The organism is Niallia sp. Kr1 (assembly GCF_050389805.1).
Taxonomy (GTDB): Bacteria; Bacillota; Bacilli; order Bacillales; family Cytobacillaceae; genus Bacillus_BD.
On sequence record NZ_CP130945.1, the window covers coordinates 4,210,398 to 4,230,000 of the forward strand.

Genomic DNA, 19,603 nt, shown 5'->3' on the forward strand with positions numbered 1-19,603 from the left:
CTATCTGTTGTCTACTATTTTTGTGAAATAACTATTCACGAGGAAAACGCTCTCTTTTTCCTTATCTTAAACGATTATTTTATTGAAAACAATCTTTAAGTTTAAAATAGTTGTATAATTTCAAAAAGAGGTTTCATAGCCTTCCTATTTTTAGAAAAAAGACATAGTCATTTATCCCACTAAAAGACAGGAGTGACTCCTGTCTTTTTCTTAAAAAATATATATCATTTTTGCACTGGCAGGCATACTTGGAAAGTTGTTCCATTTCCTAAAGAACTTCTTACTTGAATGGTTCCATCAAAATGGTCTACGAGCTTCTTAACCATGAATAAGCCTATTCCTTGTCCGCTTACTTCCTGATTGGATTTTTCGTATTTTTTAAAGAGCTTATCTAACTGTTCTTCTGACATCCCTATTCCTTCATCCTTAATACGAATCATTAAGAGATCGTTCTCCGTCCATACAGAAAAGAAAATGGCACTATTTTCATAGCTATACTTAATGGCATTGCTTAATAAATTTGAAATTATTAAGCGAAAACCAATGGAATTACTGACGAGCATTTCTTTTCCGTCTAGATCTATCTCCTTATATAAGGTTCTGTTCTGCGTCATGGCCTTTATGGTCATAATCTCCAGTACGTCATCAATAGACGGTTTCACCAAAATCAATTTCTTTCGCCATAAAGCATCGGTTAACAGCATTTGCTCCGTGCTGATGATATGAGAAATTTCATTATCGATTACAACGGAGTAGTTAATGATCTCTTGAAGTCTTTTCTGTCTACTATCGTCTATCTCTTCTTCCGCAAGTAGCCTCGCATAAGCCTTGATTACGGTTAAGGGATTCCTTACTTCATGAGATACAACATGAACAAAATCTAACTTTTGTCTATACAAATCCATCTCAGAATCGATCGTTCTTTGCGCCGAAAGAGAGGGATAAATGGTTGGGTTGTGCACATTCGATGACTTATACAGGCTGTTCCGAGTAATCGAATCATCTGTCATCAATACTTCATGACTTTTCATCATTTCCAGTAAAAATGTGGCTGGTATATCGTTTGCGTTATAACAACAAACGGTTGTATACCCAATTTCAGCAATCGTAATATCACAAATACATTCGTATGTATGAAGTTTATGAAGCATATTATCTTGTTCGATCCAGTCAATATGTCCCCATATTCGTACTGTTAAATTTTGATCGACATAAGGAGTAATGATATTTTTAAAATTACTAAGAATTCGTTCGAAGCGGAAATCGTGATAGGTTTCATAAAAATCATCCCGATCAACAAAAAGAAGTTTTGTTTTATCAACTTCACCTAATTGGATTAGAATCTCTTGAAAAAGTATTTCCCTTTCGATGATGACCACATGTTGCCCGAGTTGAATCCCCTCTTCAATATAAGAGCAAGCATTCTGGATATATGCTTCCATCGAATTGTAGAAATATAAAATATGAGATCCTTGCTCAGCTTTTATACTTTTTGTTAGTGCAACCTGATTAGTCATAACCAATCCCCAATTCTAAAAATATAGTATTTAACTAGTATTATATAGTTTTTTGAAAATTGTTTCTTTAAATCCACCTTAATATTTACAAAAATTTTGCAACATAAAGGGTGACAGGCACCTTCCAGAAACTGGAAGGTGACTGTCACCCTTTATGTTTACCTGAATTTAGTCTTTAACGATTTCAAAAACTGTACCTTGGTTATAGTCAGTCACTTTCATGGAGCCGTAAACACCTAGGTATAATTTGGTTTGGACGAGATTAGTTCCAAGACTCATATAATAGGCGGATTTGGCCTCAAAGTTGTAATCGGTTTGGATCATATGATAATCATTTAGTTTGCCATCAAGTCTGGCTCTTGTATAGGCTAACACGCCTTTAGGGTGCGGTTGTGGAGGATACTTTTGAGCTAGGTCGATAAATACAACACTGCCTTTTAAAGCAGGAATCGCGTTCCCCATATAGACTTGCACTCCTGTTAGTGCAGTCCCTTCAAACTTATCGGGTCTTTGATCGTCGTGGTAATAACTCATTAATGGGCGAATCCGCCTTACCGCAGTTTCCAATACGTCATTATAAAAAGCCACGATTTTCTCAACCAATTTTGAATCCGTAGCGCATTCCTGTAAAATCATAGTTGGAAGATCCCCTTCCCAGCCCCGCCAACCAAAATTAACAACCTCTTCTTGGTTAAGTTCCGCCGTTCTAGCATAAGCTCGCACAATCTCTGTAACAGGTAGTGGCTTATATTGAACGAATGAAAAAATCGATTCCACCAATTTCTGTCCGACATTCCCCACATATTTAATATATTGATTATAAACTCTTTGATAAGAAATGCCTGGTATATTGCGGACGCCTTTTGCCATGACTGTAAGGGTCTCCTGTATCGGAATCGGGAGTTCATTAAAACGGGTAACAGCCGGTGGATTCGTGATTGACGTATTTTTACTAACATCGATTTCAATAATTTTCCCTGCAATTTCAAGGTCGTTCTGTGCTAAATTATAGGGATCATATCCTGATCCGCCATCCCCTGTTGTTAACACCAGTTTTCCAGTTTCAGGTGAAAAATTTAGGCTATTGACTCCATTATGATTTAGAAAGGGTCTTCTTAAATTAAGTAAAGTACGGCGTATTCGCGGTTGACCATTATTTTGCAAGCTCCACTCCTCAACCGTATCTATATGATCATACTGGGTATTGCGATTGGTCCATTTAAGATTTAAAGTGCTAGAATCACACGGATCAGGGGTAAAAGAATCATGAGGAGCACCCTGACCTTGTGTACCATTAACTGAGTAATGCAGGTAAAACAAACCGTTATAAGTAAATTGCGGATGAAATGCCATCCCCACCAAACCCCGTTCATCGTATCCGCCACTAGACTCACCGAGTTTTAAAACGTACGAACGGATATCTAAAAAAGTCCTGACCTCCCCGTCTCCTATGTAAAAAATTTCTCCAACCTGTGTCGCAATAAATAACCTTTCGACTGAATCACCGGGAAGGATCGCGGTTTTCAAAACAGTAGGTAAATTTAGTCTGCTGACAAGCGGGTGCAAACCAACCTTCACTCTATTCACCCCTTCACACCCCTTCTAAACTTTGACCTTATTAGAATATGAATTATAGATTTCTAAAAGTACCCAAAAACCCTGTAAAAATTTCATACCACAAAAATCATTAGCATAAAACACCTTCTTCCTGCATTTACCTAATATGGAGGTGTAAAATGCGTTTATTTTTCAAGAGAGAAACTTCTAATGTATGTGAAGATCCGTTCAGCTTAACAATTAACGGGTATTCAAAGACGGTGCGACTTGTATTTGGTGCATTATTAGGATCAATTGCGGTTATTTTACAATCTGCAGGGGTTTTCACCGGGGTGGGGTTTATTTTTAGTATGATGAGCACGGGCCCGCTTGTTCTATCCAGTCTATTGTCCCTTAGAATTGGGGTGATGACGTATTTCGTAACCGCCTTTCTTTTGGCCGTCATTCAGCCTAGTGAGTTATTAATATTCCTCTTTACCACTGGATTATTGGGAGTTAGTCTGGGGTTCGGGCTAAAGTATTTGAGAAGAAGCGTGCTAATTGTTTTATTTGCCGCTTTTTGTTTAACACTGGGAATCACTCTCTTATTATACGGATTTAAATTCCCGATCCTTGGACCCTCAGTAGAGACTCAATTTAATGGTTTCGTGATCGTGGGTACATTTTTCTTTTCCTTCTTTTACAGTTGGATATGGAAGGAAATCAGTCTTTATGGAGGAAAATATCTCCACAAACTCTTTGATCGATAGGATTGTAAAACCTGAACGTATAGCTACCAAAGATTAAACCGCCCACAACACTTAAGATCTGACCGAACCGATGATCATCGGCAATAGCTCACCTGAAGGAAAAAAAACAAAAGGAGATTAAACTTGCAGCAAAATTATTAAAAAAGGGATTTTCAGTTGAGGTAGTATCTAAGTTACATGTTTAACAGTAGAAGAAGAAAGGGTACCCAGAAAAGGATTGCCATGCTCAATAGAAGAGTGCCAAAAAATGGGGTCCACCCCGCTGCATTGTACTTTAGCACAACGAGGAGAAGACCCCCACACCATGTTTTTGGCAGGTAACTTTATCAATTATCTCTATTATATTTGGCTCATTCTACGATTACTTCTCCGACCATTCCTTCCCTTTGATGGTAACGACATATTAATTTATATGTACCGGTTTTTTCAGGCTTAACTGTGATGGTTTTCTCTTTTCCTGGCTGAACTTCGACGTCAATCCCAAGCTTTTCCACGGTAAAGGTATGTTCTTTCACGCCAATATTTTTCAATAGTAGCTTTGTCTCTTCTCCATTGGAAATAGTTATTACGTCTGGATTAAAGCGATCATCTTTCAGTTCGACCACAATCTCTTTTACCGTATCCATAGGCTGTGTTTCGGTTCTGGATTCGGCAAACACAGATAGTGGATTTAGAATAGAAATAACCATAATCATCACTAGCAAACCAGCTAGTCTTGTAAACATTTTTTTGACAGACATTTGTTATCCCTCCTTTCATTATCCTATTCTCTTCAATCAGCAACAAATTATCACAATAAAATTAATTCAGTTAATTCACCAGTGGATGATAACATTCGCCTCAAATATAATAATTACACTCTATCTACTGAGGATTTTCATGCCCTTATTTATTATTTTTAGCGTAATAACGAAAAGAACCGACTCAAAACTGAATCGGTTCTTTAAAGTCTCAATTTAGTTGGTTCAAAAATAATTAGACCACTTAATTTCCAAACTATCTTGACCTATTATAAATCAATTTTCTTTTCGATTAAATAGCCTGCTCCAAGGAATAGAGCAACAGTTATAACAATGTTATAGAGCGTACCAGCTATATTTAATGGGTAGCCCCCTGAGACTCTGGTATCTAAACCATTGTTTCCATACTCTACATAAAACTCTGGATTCATTACCGCATTCGTGACCACTTTAAATGTATCAAAGTCTATATAAAATGGCAGTAATGTCTCTATTCTAAGCTGTCCAAATGCGAGTATCCCACTTAATACTAGGAATATGACAAACCATAAACCACCTATTCGTTTATTGCGGAACGTGATTTTTCCAAGAGTCATAGAAAAGTAAATCAGAACCAATATATTGACTCCACTAAAAATAGTGATGATTATACCTAAAATGATCTCCCTTACTGAAATAAAGCTGGTAATTCCCGAGATAAGATCCGAGAGATTCAATTCAAACGGAGTGAAACTTAACATCATAACCAGATTGTAGAGGGCAACAATTATACCTAGTAGAAAAAACCATAATAAAGCTACAACTAATTTCGCCCCAACGATTTGAATCCCTTTTAAGGGTAAGGTAAACGTTAAATACCCTCTATCCTCATATAATTCTTTTCTAAAAGAGCCCACGATATAAAAGAAGGTTACTAACGTTGTGCCAAAAAGGATCATAACCGATAGGGCAACAAAAAGTCCTCCACCAAATGAGCCCTCAGCCGCTCGATCTCCATAGATATATAAACCAGTAATCAGAATGAGCACAAGCGCTAAAACGCCTGCTATATATTTATAGGTGCCTTTGATTTCATATTTCATATAGTTAAACATTCCATCGTCCCCCTATTCCCCAAATACTTCTTTATAAATATCGTCTATTTGCATTCCTTTTTCTTCTCGTAAATCTTCCGCATTTCCAGTTAAAATGATATTGCCATCCTGTAAAAAGACTACCTCATCCAGCATGCTTTCCATATCCCTTACTAAATGGGTTGTAATGATCATTGAACTTTTTGCATTATAGTTATTGATTATCGCATCTAATATTTGATCTCTTGCAACTGGATCGACACCTGCAATCGGCTCATCTAATATATACAGCTTGGCATTCCTAGCCAGGACAAGTGACAGATTCAGCTTTTCATGCATTCCTTTTGAGAGAGAATCTATTTTCATGCCACGCTCCAATTTCATAAATGACAAAAGCTCCATAAATTTTTCTTCATCAAAATCTTGATAAAAATCTTTATACATTTGAAAAGCATCTTCAATCTTCATCCATTTATATAAAAAATTACGATCCGGTAAATAGGATACAAGCGCTTTTGTACCTACCCCGACATTTTGACCGGCAATTAATACTTCACCGCTTGTTTGCCTTAAAAGTCCGGTTAAGATCTTGATAAGAGTTGTTTTTCCACTTCCATTTGGTCCGAGAATTCCGACTACTTTTCCTTCTTCAATGTTCAAACTGAGATGGTCCAGTGCTGTTTTATTTAAATACTTTTTCGTAAGATTCTTTACCTCCACAATTTGGTTCATTTTCTTTCCTCCTTCGTAAACCATTCAGATACCATTTCTTTGATTTCATCAGATGTGAACCCAAGATCTTTCATCTCATTGAAAAGCTGATCCATTAAACTTGATGCCATATTCTTCTTTACACTTTGAATCGTATCGATGTTTTCCGTTACAAATGTCCCCATCCCTCTTTGTGTATACACGAACTCTTCTCTTTCTAATTCCTGATACGCTCTCTGAATGGTACTAGGATTCACCTTTAATTCTTTTGAAAAATCTCTAACCGATGGCAATTTATCACCCCTTTTAAATTCTCCGGAAACAATCTTTGTCTTAATTGAATTCATTATTTGCATGTAAATTGGAAGATTACTATTAAAATCCATGTTCTCACCTCTTTTGGTTGATGTACCGGTGTATTGGTTATATAGTACACCAATACATAAATACTGTCAATCCGTATTCCTTGAATTATTAGAAAATAAGTTAACCACCCAAACAAAAAAACACTCACAAACGTTTAAGTAGCAACGTTTATGAGTGTTTTTTAGTTTTAATCTATAGATTACCGATAGCCATGCTATTATGTTTTAAGAACTTCTTCTTTTTTTCATATACTGCAAGAAGCCCTTCTAAAAGTCACTTGTCTCTTTCGTTTGGATACTCCTTCCCATTTTTTATTCAATAAAAAGACTCCTTTGGAGAAAAAGTTACCTTTATCTCCAAAGGAGTCTTTTAGCATGTTGTTTTGTTATAAATAGTCTACTACCTAAAAAAACTTGTACGTATCATAACCAGCTTACAGATACATCTTATTCCATTACCTGCGCGGTTTCCTTAGTTCTTTTTGTAAAAATTGAATTTCCTTTTGTATACTAGGATAGCCCTCTATTTCTGGAACAGCAGTCTGCTTTGGTAAAACGCTTCGTGTTGCAGCATTTGCCATGGATTCAAATGTGAATAAAAGTTGTGCTAGCTTTTCATCAGAAAGGATCGGTCGATTATTTTCCTTTGAACAATTTTCTAATAAATACCCTAATTGCCTTAATGAAAATAAGACAGGCCAGTAATAATCTAACGCCTCTCGATTAGCAGGAATCTCTCCAGAAGCAGTAGTATACAAGGTTTCTAAATTGGTTAAATTGGTCCTCATTTTGATTCTTTCGCTACTCTGTCTAGCATTGAATCCTTCACCCTGATCTGAAAAAAGGACCACTAGAAACTGCGCTTGACTGCGAAGAGTTTTGCCCAACAAGTGCGGAATTCGGCTAGAAGCTGATTTCCTTCCTACGAGATAAACCCCTAATAAACCAATCGCACTTCCGATGACAATGTCAATAAATCTCGCTTGGGCAAAATAAGAAAAACTAAATGCCCCTTGACTTGTACTCTCAGCCATTAACAGTGCATTAGGTGTAAAGAAAAGGGCTGCTAATCCATAGTTTTTCACAATAAACAACTCGGTAATAAAAGTTAATATTAAAATAAAAAACGCTATGACAAAACCAGTGGGATCAAAGGATAGAATGAACCCTGCAATAACGATTCCGATGATCGTACCTAAAAACCGTTGAATCGCACGGTGAAAGGTCGCTACAATCGATGCACCCGACATCACCGCAACACAAGACAACGGCACCCAATAGGAACGAGCAAATTCAAATTGATAGGCAATAATCGCAGCAATGACCGTAATAACTCCAATGCGTACGGACGAAATGAACACGATGGAATTTTTATCGAACGCCCCCATAAAAATCGTTTTTAAAGAGGGGCTATCAAATTGAATTGATTTTTTTACATTACTAATGGGTTCATTAAGAACGGCATCTGCATTGTAAATAGTCGTGAACAGCCGACTTACCTGACTTTCCATCTTCTCCGGTTGTAAAATCGGTTTGAAATCTTGATTTTTACGCTTGTTCAAAGAATTGGCAAGCATTCGCACCGATTGTCCCAATTCTTTAGGTAATGGAGTATCAGCATTTGAAAAGTTTTTCACAACCATAATAAAAAGCTCATTTGCATGAGTATTTAATAGGTATAATCGTTTGAACATATCGGTTGTTCGCCATGGAATATAACTCGCTGAAAGCGTTTCTTCCGATTCATTTAAGACAGCCATCACTTTATGCTTGGCTTCAATAAATTTATCGGTTCCAACAGAATCTAGAAGTTCTGCCAATTGCAAATAGACTCGAGTCACGACTCCTGTTTCTGGACCATGTGGATTAAAAAACCATCCGATCATGGCAATCATAAACGATAGCATGCCACTAAGAAATACTAAACCTGCTCTCAAAAAGGCTTCATCAGGATTGATCGGCATTCCAGTTGTCATGGCAAAAACTAATACAAAAAAGATCGCGGAAGGACCCGCTATTTTTAAGGCACCGAAAACAAAAACGGCTACGGCACCAATAATTCCCATCAGAATGGCTGTTGCCAGCGGATAGGGGGCAGTAATCGTTCCTAAATAGGTAACAATTGTTAAAGCGAGTACGACCGAAATGATTTTCTTGGCTCGTTGTGCATACGGAGTATTAAAAACATATAAATAGGTAAAGCCACCCAAGCCCGCTATTAAACCGTATTGTAAATGGCCTAATGCTAACCCTATCATAACTGGTAAGGCAGCTGCTACCCCTGCACTAAATGCCTTTAACCAAGGGAATGGCTTATTATTTACCTGTAGTGCTTGCTTAATAATAGAGGGGGCAACCCGGTTTGATTGTTTGTTACTCATCCTATTCCTTCTTTACAATAATTTTCTCTCATACTTATCTATAGATTACCCTTATTAGTAACCTATAAACTGATTTAACTCTTTTAATCGTATCATAAGATAGATGGTCATTTCCAAAACATTTGAAGTAAAGCTTTTCAGTAAAGACCTTTCAATGTGTTACTGTTTCGGTTACAGTTCCCATTGTTCTAACACAAAATAGTTAGCCAGTTTTATATACTCGGTAATAACACGTTGAATATCTTCTCGATCTTTGTACCAGCCTCTTGCCTGATAAGGATCATAAGGAGTTGGAGCAGAATAAATATCAACATCCAAATCAGCCAATGCCTTTTCAAAAATAAGCTCCGAACGCTTTGAGTGAAATCTTGAAGTGACCAAGAGAATTTTATCGACGTCCTGTTTATTTTTCAAATACTGTTCAATTGCAACAGCCTCATCTTGGGTGCTCTGAGCATCTCCCGAAATGATCGTGATATCTTTTGCTGCTACTCCAGACTCTACTAGAACAATCCGACTATTATCCACATCCCCTGAGATCGTTATGCCTCTTTCTTGCAGCTCTTCATATCCCGGTAAATGGGATCGAACCATGAGAATGCTCTCTGCCTTCCCCTCTTTATAGAGGTCCACCGCTCCAAGTGCTCGGTCACCCACACTCCCCATTAATAGAACAATCACCGCATCTTCAATTTCTTCAATATCGTCTTCCTCGACCAACCAATCTCCACCAAACCGAAGAAACATAAATACGGCTATCACCAATATGATGCCTATTGCCATAAACCTTTTTTTCTTTTTCAAAATAGCCTCCATCTTTTTTGATTATTTTTCTTATTTAGTATTCTATCATACTGACAGGGCAAACCTTTCTATTCAGGCAAAAGAAGTTTCATTTTGACTTTGATTAAGGTTTCATAATTCCATCCATTGACTTTCAAACGCTAGATTAGTAAGGTTTAAGTGAACTTATAAATAAGTAAAAAGGAGAATTATTGGTTGTGAAACGTTACATAAAATTAGCAATGGTAGGTCTTATGTTAGGTGGCGTGTTGACGGGATGCAGCGAAGATGCGGCGTCAACAAAAGCAACACCTCATACTCCTGTTTCGGCTGAAGAAACTGAATCAAACGAACAAGACTTGAAACAACAAGAACAAAAAGAATATGGTCAATGGATCGTGGATACAAAGGAATTGTTGTCCAATCCATCAACTGACTCATTACTTGAACAAGCAGGGTTTGATGAAGGATTCAACATGTATTTGAACGCAAGAGATTTCGCACAGGAGAAATTAGCAAACATTCCTGAAGGTCATTACAACGATAAAGATATACAAAATCTTTTCATGTTATATGCATTAATTGAGCATATACAATTTTCTAGAACCGCACACTTGGGTGAAAATGGCGAAGCAATTGAAGCTGCGGAACTAGCAGACCAATGGGAACCTACTCCCGATAAGATGCGGCAAGCATACGATTACATGCTTCAAATCTTGAACGATCTTGATGTTGCCGTCAATCGAGATGGCAAAGGGGAAACCTTTGGGGTCACACATCAATTGAACGGTGAACATGTGGGAACATTAGAATTATTTTGGAGTGGAAACGGCGAAGAGTAGATTCGCCGTTTTTTCTTTTTTATCCATAGGCTGTGGGAAAGCTCAATGTTCACCTACTACCAGTCCATGCGTTTACAAAAGTTTACAAAATATTCAAATTACCTCAATGTTTCGTCGGTATTCTGTAAGAGTCGACACAAATTATTCACATTTGTTAAGGAGGCATCATGAAAAAAAATAAAGGATTAAAAAAGGGTATGGCCATGACGGCCACAATTGCCCTACTCGTCTCGAATATGTCAATAGCTGTTCCCACCATTAAGGCAGAAGAAGTCTCACACATTCCCCTTTCACAAGAAAATGCAAATGAAACAGAACAGGTAATAGTAGAACCTAATTCAGATGCAGTAAAGCTGGAATCTAATTTAGAAGATTCTACTATTATTTCTGAGGAAATCAAAAATGAAAATAAAACCGAAAACGAGATGAATGACGATCTCGACCCATCAATCACAGAACCTGATCGTCAGTCTGAGAATAATACAAAAGAAAGCACATCAAAAACTGTAATTGATTCAACCAACGGACAAATTCAAGAAAAGTCCACCGTTGAACAAATGAACTCCCTAGAACAGCTAGAGGAAAGAACAACAAGTGAAGAACAGGAAGAAACGATTGATTATCAAAGTCTCCCTTCCCTACTGATTACCGAAATCATGCCAAATAATACAGGCGCTGACGATTATGAGTATTTCGAAGTATACAATAATACCAATCAACCGATTGTATTAGATCATTATACTTTTAGTCTACGCTACACGGATGGTAGTGGCAAAGCGGATGTAGATATGCAATTTGCCCCAACCACCTTAGCCCCGAAAGAAAGTATCGTGTTTTGGCATAATTCAAATCAGAAAACCCTTGATGATTTCAATAGCCACTATCAAACAACTCTATCACAAAATCAAGTAGTTGAATTTAGTGGTACACCTAATTTTTATAATAGTGGGAATCGAGCAGTCGTTATAAAAGATATGGCTGGAAAGATCTAATTATTGCCAACTACCTAAAAGATGACATAGGAGATGGACAAGTAGTTCAATACAAATCCCCTTTAAATGGCTTGGAAATGGAAACATTCGAAACGAAAGCACAACCAACACCAGGTTCCTTTATGACAGAACAGGTTCCAGAACAAGAAGTTCAATTAGCTGTAAATCAAGCACCTGTCATCACACACGAACAAATCACTACCGCTAGTGCAAAAGAAGACCTAGCCCTAACTGCAACCATTTCAGATGATCTTCACGATGTGTCTGCTTACATTTATTATCAAACAGAGCAAAATAGTGAGTATCAGAAAATAAAAATGGTTCAAAAGGATGGACAAATCTATCAAGCTAGTATTCCTAAAGAATCGTTAACAAATCAAACATTACGCTATTACATCTCGGTAACAGATAGCAATCATCGTGTATCCTATCCAGACAGTAATTCGTTTGTTGAAGTTTCAATCGAAGATTTAGAAGAAATTGATTATGACTCACTTCCACCTCTGTTAATTACGGAGCTTTCTCCAAATTCTAAGGGTGGGGGCACAGATTACTTTGAGTATTTTGAGCTCTATAATAATTCAAACCAGCCACAGCTGCTAACAAACTATTCATTTATCTATCAATATACCGATACTGGAAGAGAACTTCCTTTTCAAATTCCTGCTGTGACGATTGAGCCACAGGAAACCCTTGTTTTCTGGTTTAATAATGGTGGAAAATCTTTAGCCGATTTTAACGAACATTTTGGTAGTCAACTAACAAATGAACAAGTAGTCGAATTTACGGATGTCTTCCCTGGTTTTGCAAATGGCGGCAATCGGGCGCTAGTCTTAAAAGATAATCAAGGCGAAGAGGTCATTTCTGCTAGTTATTTAGGAAGTGACAACGATAATACTGGAGCTGGTATCGAATACAAATATCCTAAAGAAGGCTCGATAATGGAGAAGCTCCAAGGCATGGCTGCACCGACACCAGGAGTGATTGCTAGTGCACAAGTGCCAGATGTTGCTGTGCAACAGCCAGAACTCCCAACAGATACAGAAGCACCTGTGATCGAGCACACGAAAGTGCCTGAAGGTGATGCCTATAAACCGATCAAAATCGAAGCAAAAGTAACGGACAATCTAGCAGTCCCGTTGGTTACGCTCCATTATAAAGAAAAAGATGCAGAAAAATTTACAGCTTTATCAATGAATCCAAATATAGAGAACACAAGCCTCTACTCTGCAGAAATACCAGCAGCTAACGTAACTTCAGATACCATCTATTATATTGAGGCAACAGATGGAATTCAGGCAGAAAAGACAGAAGAATATACCATTAATATCAAAAAAGTAGATGTTGATTTCAGTAAAGTTCCACATTTATTAGTAACAGAAGTTGTTCCAGACAGCACGAATGTTGGATCAGCGGACGGATATGAGTTTATTGAAATCTATAACAACAGTAATCAAGATATTAATTTTAAAGATTATAAGTTGTATTATCGCTACGGCACAGATCCAGGAACAGATGTCGTATGGCCTTCAGTGCCTGAAGATGTCGTAATACCAGCAGGAGAAACACTGGTTTTTTGGATTATCAATGATCAAAACGACAGCTCAACTGTTGCAGATTTTAATAACAATTATGGTTCTAACTTAGAAGAAAATAAGAATATTGTTCGCATCTATACTGGTGGAATGGCAAATGGAAGTATGCGCGGTATTGTAGTTGGTACGAATACGCATAAAGAAGTGGCCCTTGCCTATTATAATGATGTACCAAATGTAGATGATACGTATCCCGACAAAGGAATTGTCTATGGTTATCCATTAGATGGTACGACGCAGCAAGTAAAACTCGAAAATAATAAGGATGCGACTCCAGGAACCGTTGAACCGTACCAAGTGCCTCAAGAAGCTGTACAGCTTCTTGAAGATACAACACAACCTGTCATTGAAAATAAAACAGACGTTACAGAAGTAGCCGAAAAGGATAACATCGACATTGTTGCCAATGTGACTGATGACCAAGAAGTAAAATCAGTTCGTCTTTTCTATAAAACAGATGATCAAAATGAATTTCAAATGAAAATTTTACAGCAGGATTCAAGTAGTGGTTTATATTACTCTACTATCTACTCTCCTGAGTTAATTGGAAAAGACTATGTCGACTATTACTTTACCGCTTCTGATGGAAGAAATGAAATAGCAAGTGATCTTTATCAAGTCAACATTACAACAGACTATGACCAATCCAGTCTTCGTTTTAATATAAAAGAAGACGAAATTGTATCTGGAGAAGTAGTTCTTAAAGGAACCTCTGCTGAAGATACACCAGATAACGTTTCTATTTTGCTAGATAATATAGAGCTAAAAAGTGACACATTCCAATCTGTAGAGCGGACAGCGTATTTTGCATTAGATGTAAATGGTTTAAATACGTATTTTCAAAATGCGGTAACCATGGGTGATGAAGTCCTTTACCTAATGGATAAAGATTGGTTAACGCAATGGAAAACCTTTAGTATTCCAATTGAGCCTGATCGCTTAGTACTTGGTGACAATACGATAACCGTTCGTTCTGGAAATAAGGCGTCGCCGTTTGACTTAGAATCTACAGAAAACCGTGATGATTATGATTTGAAAAACGTTCGCCTTGTTTTATCCGATGGAACCGTATTAACAGATCCAAGATACAATAACCCTGATCAAGTGTTGAAAATGAATGATGCTAATCCATTCGTTGATTTTCACTTTACGATTACGGACGATTATGCACGTTCCAAAACAGTGAAATGGGATACAACAACCGTTTCAGATGGAGAGCATGTGATAAAGGTTGTTGATTCCGATGAGACGCTTGAAACGAAGATACTTGTCGATAATACTGCTCCAACGATTAAAACGAATTTAGTTGAAGACAAGGAATATAAAGGTGCGTTTACCATTGAAGGAAGTGCAACCGATGAAATTGCAGGGGTTGAATCATTTGAAACATACCTTGATGATAAAATCATTTCACTTCCATACGAAACCGCATCATCCAAATTAACACCTGGAACACATAAATTAACCATGATGCAACAGATAAAGTTGGCAATCAATCCGAACACATTGTTCACTTTTCTGTTGTGAATGAAAATCCTGAACAACCGGAACTGGTTTCACCTGGGGATTACGCTACTGTCAATGGCAACCCAGTCTTAAAAGTGAAAGTAAAAGATCCGACAAATGATGATGTTGATGTCACATTCTATCAAGGGTACCAATATGATGCAAGTCATTTAGATTCTGTAAAAGGTTATAAAAATGCTGCTGATACCGAGCCACCGCAATCACCGGTTCCAGCAGGAGAGCAAGCCTTTACGGAAGATGATATTGCGCTTGTAGCAAAAGAAGATGGACAATATTTAACAAACAATTCACACACGCAATTTCCATATCATCGTTTTGATGTAACGGTTGATTCATCCATTGACGAGAATGATATCTTTGAACTCAATTGGAAAGGAAAATCGTTAGAAGGTCGAAAGGTTTCTATGTACGCGTGGAACCACCAAACTGGAGATTGGGAGTTAATCGATTACCGCATTGCTGGTGAAGATGACTTTGAACTGACAGGGAATGTAGAAGTCAATGCATATGTAAAGGATCATAAAATCAATGTTCTTGTGCAGGATGAAATTCCAAGTACACCAGATGAGTATGATTATACGTTCATTTGGATGTCTGATACGCAATTTTATGCAGAGAGCTTCCCGTATATCTTTGAACGTCAAACACAATGGATTGCCGAAAATCAAGAGGAAATGAAGATTAAGTATGTCTTCCATACAGGAGATCTCGTGAATATCTCGACAGATGAAAACCAATGGAAACATGCTAATCAATATATGGGCGTTTTAGATGAGCATCAAATTCCATATGGTGTCTTAGCGGGTAACCATGATGTGAATCAGGTAAACAATGATTATACCGATTATTATCGCTATTTTGGTGAGGATCGTTTTGAGGACAAGCCTTATTACGGCGGATCTTATCTAAACAATCGTGGACACTATGATTTAATCTCAGCTGGCGGAAATGATTTTATTATGATTTACCTTGGCTGGGGTGTTACGGATGAGGGAATACAGTGGATCAATGATGTCCTTGCTGCACATCCTAATCGCATGGCGATTTTAAACTTCCATGAGTATTTGCTTGCAACAGGAACAAGACATCCACTGGGTGAAAAACTCTATAATGAAATCGTTGTACCGAATGAAAATGTCGTTGCCGTATTAAGTGGCCATTATCATGAAGCACAAACCTTTATCGATGAGATTGATGATAACGGTGATGGCACACCAGATCGTACGGTGTTTCAAATGCTTGCTGATTATCAGGCTGGTCCTGAAGGGGGTCAAGGATATATGAGACTCTTACATTTTGACCAGGATAATCATCGTATTATCGTTAATACGTATTCACCGTATTTAGATGACTACAACTACTATAATACGGATGCCCACCCTGAAAAGGATGAGTTTATCATTAATCTAGATTTAAGTGCGGCTGAAAAACAAGTAGCCACCGATTATTTCTCAGTAAACGTTTATACAGATACGGAAATCGGTAAAGATGAGAACGGAGAAAGTGGCGAAATTGCCAAAACGGTTTGGAAAGGTTTAACCAAAGGAAACTTCTATTCCTGGTATGCCGTTGCCGAAGATGATCACACAGGTAAAACGGTATCCGATATCTGGTCCTTTACAAAACAAGCAGCAGGTTCAGATTCCGATGATGAAAAGGATCCTGTGGACACGCCTCAGAAACCTGAGCAACCATCGAATGATGATAAACAGCCTAACCCATCGAAACATCCAGGAAATGATGATCAAAATCATTTCAATAACAAACACTCTAATAAAAAATCAAGATCATCAGGCAGAAAGTGATTCCTTTCATAAACAGCAGCCTGGAATCGATCAAAATAACAAGTCAGGGAAAAAAGATAAGGATAGCAAAATACTTCAAAATACAGCAACCAATCTATATAACCTTCTTCTAGCAGGATTTATCATCATGGTTGCGGGTGGTGTCATTTATGTCATCCAAAAGAGAAAGCACGATTAAGAAAACGATCAAACTGTAGAATACTGACAGGTTGAGGACAGAGGTTATGCAAGTAGCTAAGCGGTAAAGGGTATGGTTCTTGAGATTCTTTAGAAATCACAAGAACCGTACTTTTATAAAAATTAGGTCTGACACAAATCCAAAATTTCCTATTACGATTATACTCTAGTAGATATGTCAAAAAAGGGCAGTTCCCCACTATTGCTAATACGTTAGCATTTGGATAACTAGCCCTTTTTCGTTAATGTACAGCTAGAGGTTCTTAGAGCAGTTTTAAATTACCATCTAAATGTTTTTGACTACTCCCACCGCTGAAGCAGTGGGCTTTTTCGTTCGGGAAGTTCTGTAATGATGAAAGTTCCTTCGGCTTCAATCAGATAGGTTGGTCCCATTAATTTTTACGTTCCCTTCCGAATGCTGAAGAAGGGCGACTGCAATTGACTTATTTTTCAAACATAGGGCAATCAACATTCAGTTGTATCAGTAAAAGCAATTTACTTTATCTGATAATCCGATTCATTATCAGGGGAATGATCATTTAAATTTACCTAGAAATTGATACAGCAATAAAGCAATAAAAAAAGGTGAGAAAATGATTTTCTCACCCTTTTTGCAATGCTATTTCCTCGAAAGATAGCATTCTGCAACGTAATCGAATTCGTTATCCCCCAACGATCTTTGCAAAGTCATCAAGAGTAGTTGAATACTTAATATAGACCCGTGGTAAGAGATAGAGTTCGTCTTTTATACCCTTCTCAGAAAACAATTCAGGAGTTGTCGTAAGTCCAAAAGAATAGTATTTCTTCGTTTCTGCTACGACCTTGTTATTGAAATTTCCGTATGGATACGCAAGAGCAAAAACGGGTTTACCCGTTATCTTTTGAATTTTATCTTTGGATTCTTTTAGTTCATATTCAATATTTATTATTTTCGTCAAATCAGGATGTGTAGCAGTATGTGACTGTATCGAGATGAGCCCCGAATCAGTCATCATTTTTAAATCAGCTTTCGACAATCGGTTGGAGCGACCGATAAAGTCAGAAATAACAAAAATGGTACCAGTTGGTTTAAAACGTTCAGTTTTCAGTTTTTGAAAGATCCCAAATGCATTCAGGTTGTTTTTGTACCCATCATCAAAGGTAATAAAAATAGGTTTATTTACTTCATCAATATCTTTCCAGCGATCAAATGTTAATAACGTGTATCCATGGTCTCTTAGATAGACCATTTGTTTCTCAAAATTTTTCGGAGTCACATATAAATCCTTTGAGCCCTGCCCTTTATATTCGTCAATTGAATGATAGATTAAAATAGGTACTTTACGTTGGGCTAGAGCGTGTGATGGAAGGATTAATATAAGAAGACATAGGAAAATCATTGCAACCTTTTTCATAAAATTCCTCGCTTTATATTCTTTTATTATTTTTATTATTCCTCAAAAATAGACTACTATGATTATTCAATAGTCCAACTGCCATTAATTAATAGTGACTTTGATCCCTACAACTTACATGCCAATTAAAAGATTTATAATGATTTCGTATCCTAACAGGATACAACCTTTTCAGAAAAAACAAAAAAACACTTACAAACATTGATGTATCAACATTTGTAAGTGTTTTATCATAACTATAGATACCGGTGGTCGGGGTCGAACCGACACTCCAGAAGGAACACGATTTTGAGTCGTGCGCGTCTGCCAATTCCGCCACACCGGCATATTAAATTATTGTATGGTGCCGAGGACCGGAATCGAACCGGTACGGTAGTCACCTACCGCAGGATTTTAAGTCCTGTGCGTCTGCCAGTTCCGCCACCCCGGCTATATATAAATTCGAATATAATAAGCAAAATATGAAGGCGGCAACCGGATTCGAACCGGTGAATAAAGGTTTTGCAGACCTTGGCCTTACCACTTGGCTATGCCGCCGTATAAAAATAAATGGAGCGGAAGACGGGATTCGAACCCGCGACCCCCACCTTGGCAAGGTGGTGTTCTACCACTGAACTACTTCCGCATGGCTGGGCTAGCAGGATTCGAACCTACGAATGACGGAGTCAAAGTCCGTTGCCTTACCACTTGGCTATAGCCCATTAATAATATATGCATTTATTCAATTAATGTGAATGGGGCGGCTGATGGGAATCGAACCCACGAATGTCGGAACCACAATCCGATGCGTTAACCACTTCGCCACAACCGCCAGAATAAAAGCAGGGGTAGTAGGAATCGAACCCACACCAAAGGTTTTGGAGACCTTCGTTCTACCTTTAAACTATACCCCTATAGCTAATGGTGGAGGGGGACGGATTCGAACCGCCGAACCCAAGGGAGCGGATTTACAGTCCGCCGCGTTTAGCCACTTCGCTACCCCTCCAAATAAAAAGGTGGCTTAGGACGGAATCGAACCGCCGACACATGGATTTTCAGTCCATTGCTCTACCGACTGAGCTACTAAGCCAAACAATTATTTATATTCATTTAAGTAAAAATGGCGGTCCGGACGGGACTCGAACCCGCGACCTCCTGCGTGACAGGCAGGCATTCTAACCAACTGAACTACCGGACCAAATTGCGGGGACAGGATTTGAACCTGCGACCTCCGGGTTATGAGCCCGACGAGCTACCGGACTGCTCTACCCCGCGATAATAGTAATATTGAATTAAATCATGGTGGAGGATGACGGGCTCGAACCGCCGACCCTCTGCTTGTAAGGCAGATGCTCTCCCAGCTGAGCTAATCCTCCATAATGGTGACCCGTACGGGATTCGAACCCGTGTTACCGC

At 38.1% G+C, this 19,603-nt stretch carries 15 protein-coding genes and 13 tRNA genes (1 of these 28 running past the window's edge); 6 read left to right on the forward strand and 22 right to left on the reverse strand.

Going from position 1 to position 19,603, the window contains the following annotated elements:
* Window positions 1–224: 224 nt before the first annotated feature.
* Window positions 225–1,517 carry an ATP-binding protein gene (locus tag Q5760_RS20735; RefSeq protein ID WP_428909501.1) on the reverse strand — a complete coding sequence of 431 codons (1,293 nt, stop codon included), beginning with the start codon at window positions 1,515–1,517 and terminating at the stop codon, window positions 225–227.
* Between the two features lie 168 nt (window positions 1,518–1,685).
* Window positions 1,686–3,104, reverse strand: coding sequence for a PQQ-dependent sugar dehydrogenase (locus tag Q5760_RS20740; protein ID WP_428909502.1), 1,419 nt, complete (start codon window positions 3,102–3,104; stop codon window positions 1,686–1,688).
* Window positions 3,105–3,253: 149 nt separating this feature from the next.
* On the opposite strand from Q5760_RS20740, the gene Q5760_RS20745 reads away from it, so the two are divergent.
* The gene (locus Q5760_RS20745) at window positions 3,254–3,823 is read left to right on the forward strand and encodes a hypothetical protein (RefSeq protein ID WP_428909503.1); all 570 of its coding nucleotides are present in this window, start codon (window positions 3,254–3,256) and stop codon (window positions 3,821–3,823) included.
* Between the two features lie 350 nt (window positions 3,824–4,173).
* On the opposite strand, the gene Q5760_RS20750 is transcribed toward Q5760_RS20745, so the two are convergent.
* The 6 genes from Q5760_RS20750 to Q5760_RS20775 all read right to left on the reverse strand — a co-directional run bounded on the left by Q5760_RS20750 (window position 4,174) and on the right by Q5760_RS20775 (window position 9,897).
* Window positions 4,174–4,563 (reverse strand): cupredoxin domain-containing protein, encoded by a 390-nt coding sequence (locus tag Q5760_RS20750; protein ID WP_428909504.1) that lies wholly within the window; start codon window positions 4,561–4,563, stop codon window positions 4,174–4,176.
* A gap of 269 nt (window positions 4,564–4,832) precedes the next feature.
* Window positions 4,833–5,657 carry a hypothetical protein gene (locus Q5760_RS20755; RefSeq protein WP_428909505.1) on the reverse strand — a complete coding sequence of 275 codons (825 nt, stop codon included), beginning with the start codon at window positions 5,655–5,657 and terminating at the stop codon, window positions 4,833–4,835.
* Window positions 5,658–5,669: 12 nt separating this feature from the next.
* A complete protein-coding gene (locus Q5760_RS20760) occupies window positions 5,670–6,368 on the reverse strand; it encodes an ABC transporter ATP-binding protein (RefSeq protein WP_428909506.1) in 699 nt (232 codons plus the stop codon).
* A complete protein-coding gene (locus Q5760_RS20765) occupies window positions 6,365–6,733 on the reverse strand; it encodes a GntR family transcriptional regulator (protein ID WP_428909507.1) in 369 nt (122 codons plus the stop codon). Before Q5760_RS20765 ends, Q5760_RS20760 begins: the two co-directional genes overlap by 4 nt.
* A gap of 434 nt (window positions 6,734–7,167) precedes the next feature.
* Window positions 7,168–9,093: an FUSC family protein gene (locus tag Q5760_RS20770; protein ID WP_428909508.1), complete on the reverse strand. Its 1,926-nt coding sequence runs from the start codon at window positions 9,091–9,093 to the stop codon at window positions 7,168–7,170.
* A gap of 171 nt (window positions 9,094–9,264) precedes the next feature.
* Complete coding sequence (locus Q5760_RS20775; protein WP_428909509.1) at window positions 9,265–9,897, reverse strand: YdcF family protein; 633 nt, start codon at window positions 9,895–9,897, stop codon at window positions 9,265–9,267.
* A 197-nt stretch (window positions 9,898–10,094) separates the two neighbouring features.
* Between Q5760_RS20775 and Q5760_RS20780 the strand changes: the two genes are divergently transcribed.
* The 5 genes from Q5760_RS20780 to Q5760_RS20800 all read left to right on the forward strand — a co-directional run bounded on the left by Q5760_RS20780 (window position 10,095) and on the right by Q5760_RS20800 (window position 16,815).
* Window positions 10,095–10,718, forward strand: coding sequence for a hypothetical protein (locus Q5760_RS20780; RefSeq protein WP_428909510.1), 624 nt, complete (start codon window positions 10,095–10,097; stop codon window positions 10,716–10,718).
* Between the two features lie 167 nt (window positions 10,719–10,885).
* Window positions 10,886–11,710, forward strand: coding sequence for a lamin tail domain-containing protein (locus tag Q5760_RS20785; protein WP_428909511.1), 825 nt, complete (start codon window positions 10,886–10,888; stop codon window positions 11,708–11,710).
* Window positions 11,711–11,787: 77 nt separating this feature from the next.
* Complete coding sequence (locus tag Q5760_RS20790) at window positions 11,788–14,832, forward strand: lamin tail domain-containing protein (protein WP_428909512.1); 3,045 nt, start codon at window positions 11,788–11,790, stop codon at window positions 14,830–14,832.
* Window positions 14,829–16,637, forward strand: coding sequence for a metallophosphoesterase (locus tag Q5760_RS20795; RefSeq protein WP_428909513.1), 1,809 nt, complete (start codon window positions 14,829–14,831; stop codon window positions 16,635–16,637). The genes Q5760_RS20790 and Q5760_RS20795 overlap by 4 nt, the downstream gene beginning before the upstream one ends.
* Window positions 16,573–16,815 (forward strand): LPXTG cell wall anchor domain-containing protein, encoded by a 243-nt coding sequence (locus Q5760_RS20800; RefSeq protein WP_428909514.1) that lies wholly within the window; start codon window positions 16,573–16,575, stop codon window positions 16,813–16,815. The genes Q5760_RS20795 and Q5760_RS20800 overlap by 65 nt, the downstream gene beginning before the upstream one ends.
* Window positions 16,816–17,476: 661 nt before the next feature.
* Here Q5760_RS20800 and Q5760_RS20805 read toward each other — a convergent pair.
* From Q5760_RS20805 to Q5760_RS20870, 14 genes are all read right to left on the reverse strand, one after another.
* The gene (locus Q5760_RS20805) at window positions 17,477–18,208 is read right to left on the reverse strand and encodes a polysaccharide deacetylase family protein (protein ID WP_428909515.1); all 732 of its coding nucleotides are present in this window, start codon (window positions 18,206–18,208) and stop codon (window positions 17,477–17,479) included.
* A gap of 243 nt (window positions 18,209–18,451) precedes the next feature.
* Window positions 18,452–18,533 (reverse strand) — tRNA-Leu (locus tag Q5760_RS20810).
* A gap of 16 nt (window positions 18,534–18,549) precedes the next feature.
* Window positions 18,550–18,638: transfer RNA gene (locus tag Q5760_RS20815), tRNA-Leu, on the reverse strand.
* Window positions 18,639–18,673: 35 nt separating this feature from the next.
* Window positions 18,674–18,745: transfer RNA gene (locus Q5760_RS20820), tRNA-Cys, on the reverse strand.
* 13 nt (window positions 18,746–18,758) lie between these two features.
* A tRNA-Gly gene (locus tag Q5760_RS20825) sits at window positions 18,759–18,833 on the reverse strand.
* 1 nt (window position 18,834) lies between these two features.
* Window positions 18,835–18,909, reverse strand: a tRNA-Gln gene (locus Q5760_RS20830).
* Window positions 18,910–18,943: 34 nt separating this feature from the next.
* Window positions 18,944–19,019 (reverse strand) — tRNA-His (locus Q5760_RS20835).
* A gap of 11 nt (window positions 19,020–19,030) precedes the next feature.
* Window positions 19,031–19,101, reverse strand: a tRNA-Trp gene (locus Q5760_RS20840).
* Window positions 19,102–19,109: 8 nt separating this feature from the next.
* Window positions 19,110–19,193, reverse strand: a tRNA-Tyr gene (locus tag Q5760_RS20845).
* A gap of 11 nt (window positions 19,194–19,204) precedes the next feature.
* Window positions 19,205–19,277: transfer RNA gene (locus Q5760_RS20850), tRNA-Phe, on the reverse strand.
* Between the two features lie 31 nt (window positions 19,278–19,308).
* Window positions 19,309–19,385 (reverse strand) — tRNA-Asp (locus tag Q5760_RS20855).
* A gap of 3 nt (window positions 19,386–19,388) precedes the next feature.
* A tRNA-Met gene (locus Q5760_RS20860) sits at window positions 19,389–19,462 on the reverse strand.
* A gap of 25 nt (window positions 19,463–19,487) precedes the next feature.
* Window positions 19,488–19,563, reverse strand: a tRNA-Val gene (locus Q5760_RS20865).
* A 4-nt stretch (window positions 19,564–19,567) separates the two neighbouring features.
* Window positions 19,568–19,603, reverse strand: a tRNA-Glu gene (locus Q5760_RS20870); it runs 39 nt beyond the window's last position.

Excerpts from the sequence above, each read along its gene's own strand:
- Q5760_RS20755 (WP_428909505.1), bottom strand. The coding sequence starts at position 5,657 with ATGTTTAACTATATGAAATATGAAATCAAAGGCACCTATAAATATATA.
- Q5760_RS20750 (WP_428909504.1), bottom strand. The coding sequence starts at position 4,563 with ATGTCTGTCAAAAAAATGTTTACAAGACTAGCTGGTTTGCTAGTGATG.
- Q5760_RS20800 (WP_428909514.1), top strand. The coding sequence starts at position 16,573 with ATGATCAAAATCATTTCAATAACAAACACTCTAATAAAAAATCAAGAT.
- Q5760_RS20745 (WP_428909503.1), top strand. The coding sequence starts at position 3,254 with ATGCGTTTATTTTTCAAGAGAGAAACTTCTAATGTATGTGAAGATCCG.
- Q5760_RS20805 (WP_428909515.1), bottom strand. The coding sequence starts at position 18,208 with ATGAAAAAGGTTGCAATGATTTTCCTATGTCTTCTTATATTAATCCTT.
- Q5760_RS20785 (WP_428909511.1), top strand. The coding sequence starts at position 10,886 with ATGAAAAAAAATAAAGGATTAAAAAAGGGTATGGCCATGACGGCCACA.
- Q5760_RS20770 (WP_428909508.1), bottom strand. The coding sequence starts at position 9,093 with ATGAGTAACAAACAATCAAACCGGGTTGCCCCCTCTATTATTAAGCAA.
- Q5760_RS20765 (WP_428909507.1), bottom strand. The coding sequence starts at position 6,733 with ATGGATTTTAATAGTAATCTTCCAATTTACATGCAAATAATGAATTCA.
- Q5760_RS20735 (WP_428909501.1), bottom strand. The coding sequence starts at position 1,517 with ATGACTAATCAGGTTGCACTAACAAAAAGTATAAAAGCTGAGCAAGGA.
- Q5760_RS20760 (WP_428909506.1), bottom strand. The coding sequence starts at position 6,368 with ATGAACCAAATTGTGGAGGTAAAGAATCTTACGAAAAAGTATTTAAAT.
- Q5760_RS20790 (WP_428909512.1), top strand. The coding sequence starts at position 11,788 with ATGGAAACATTCGAAACGAAAGCACAACCAACACCAGGTTCCTTTATG.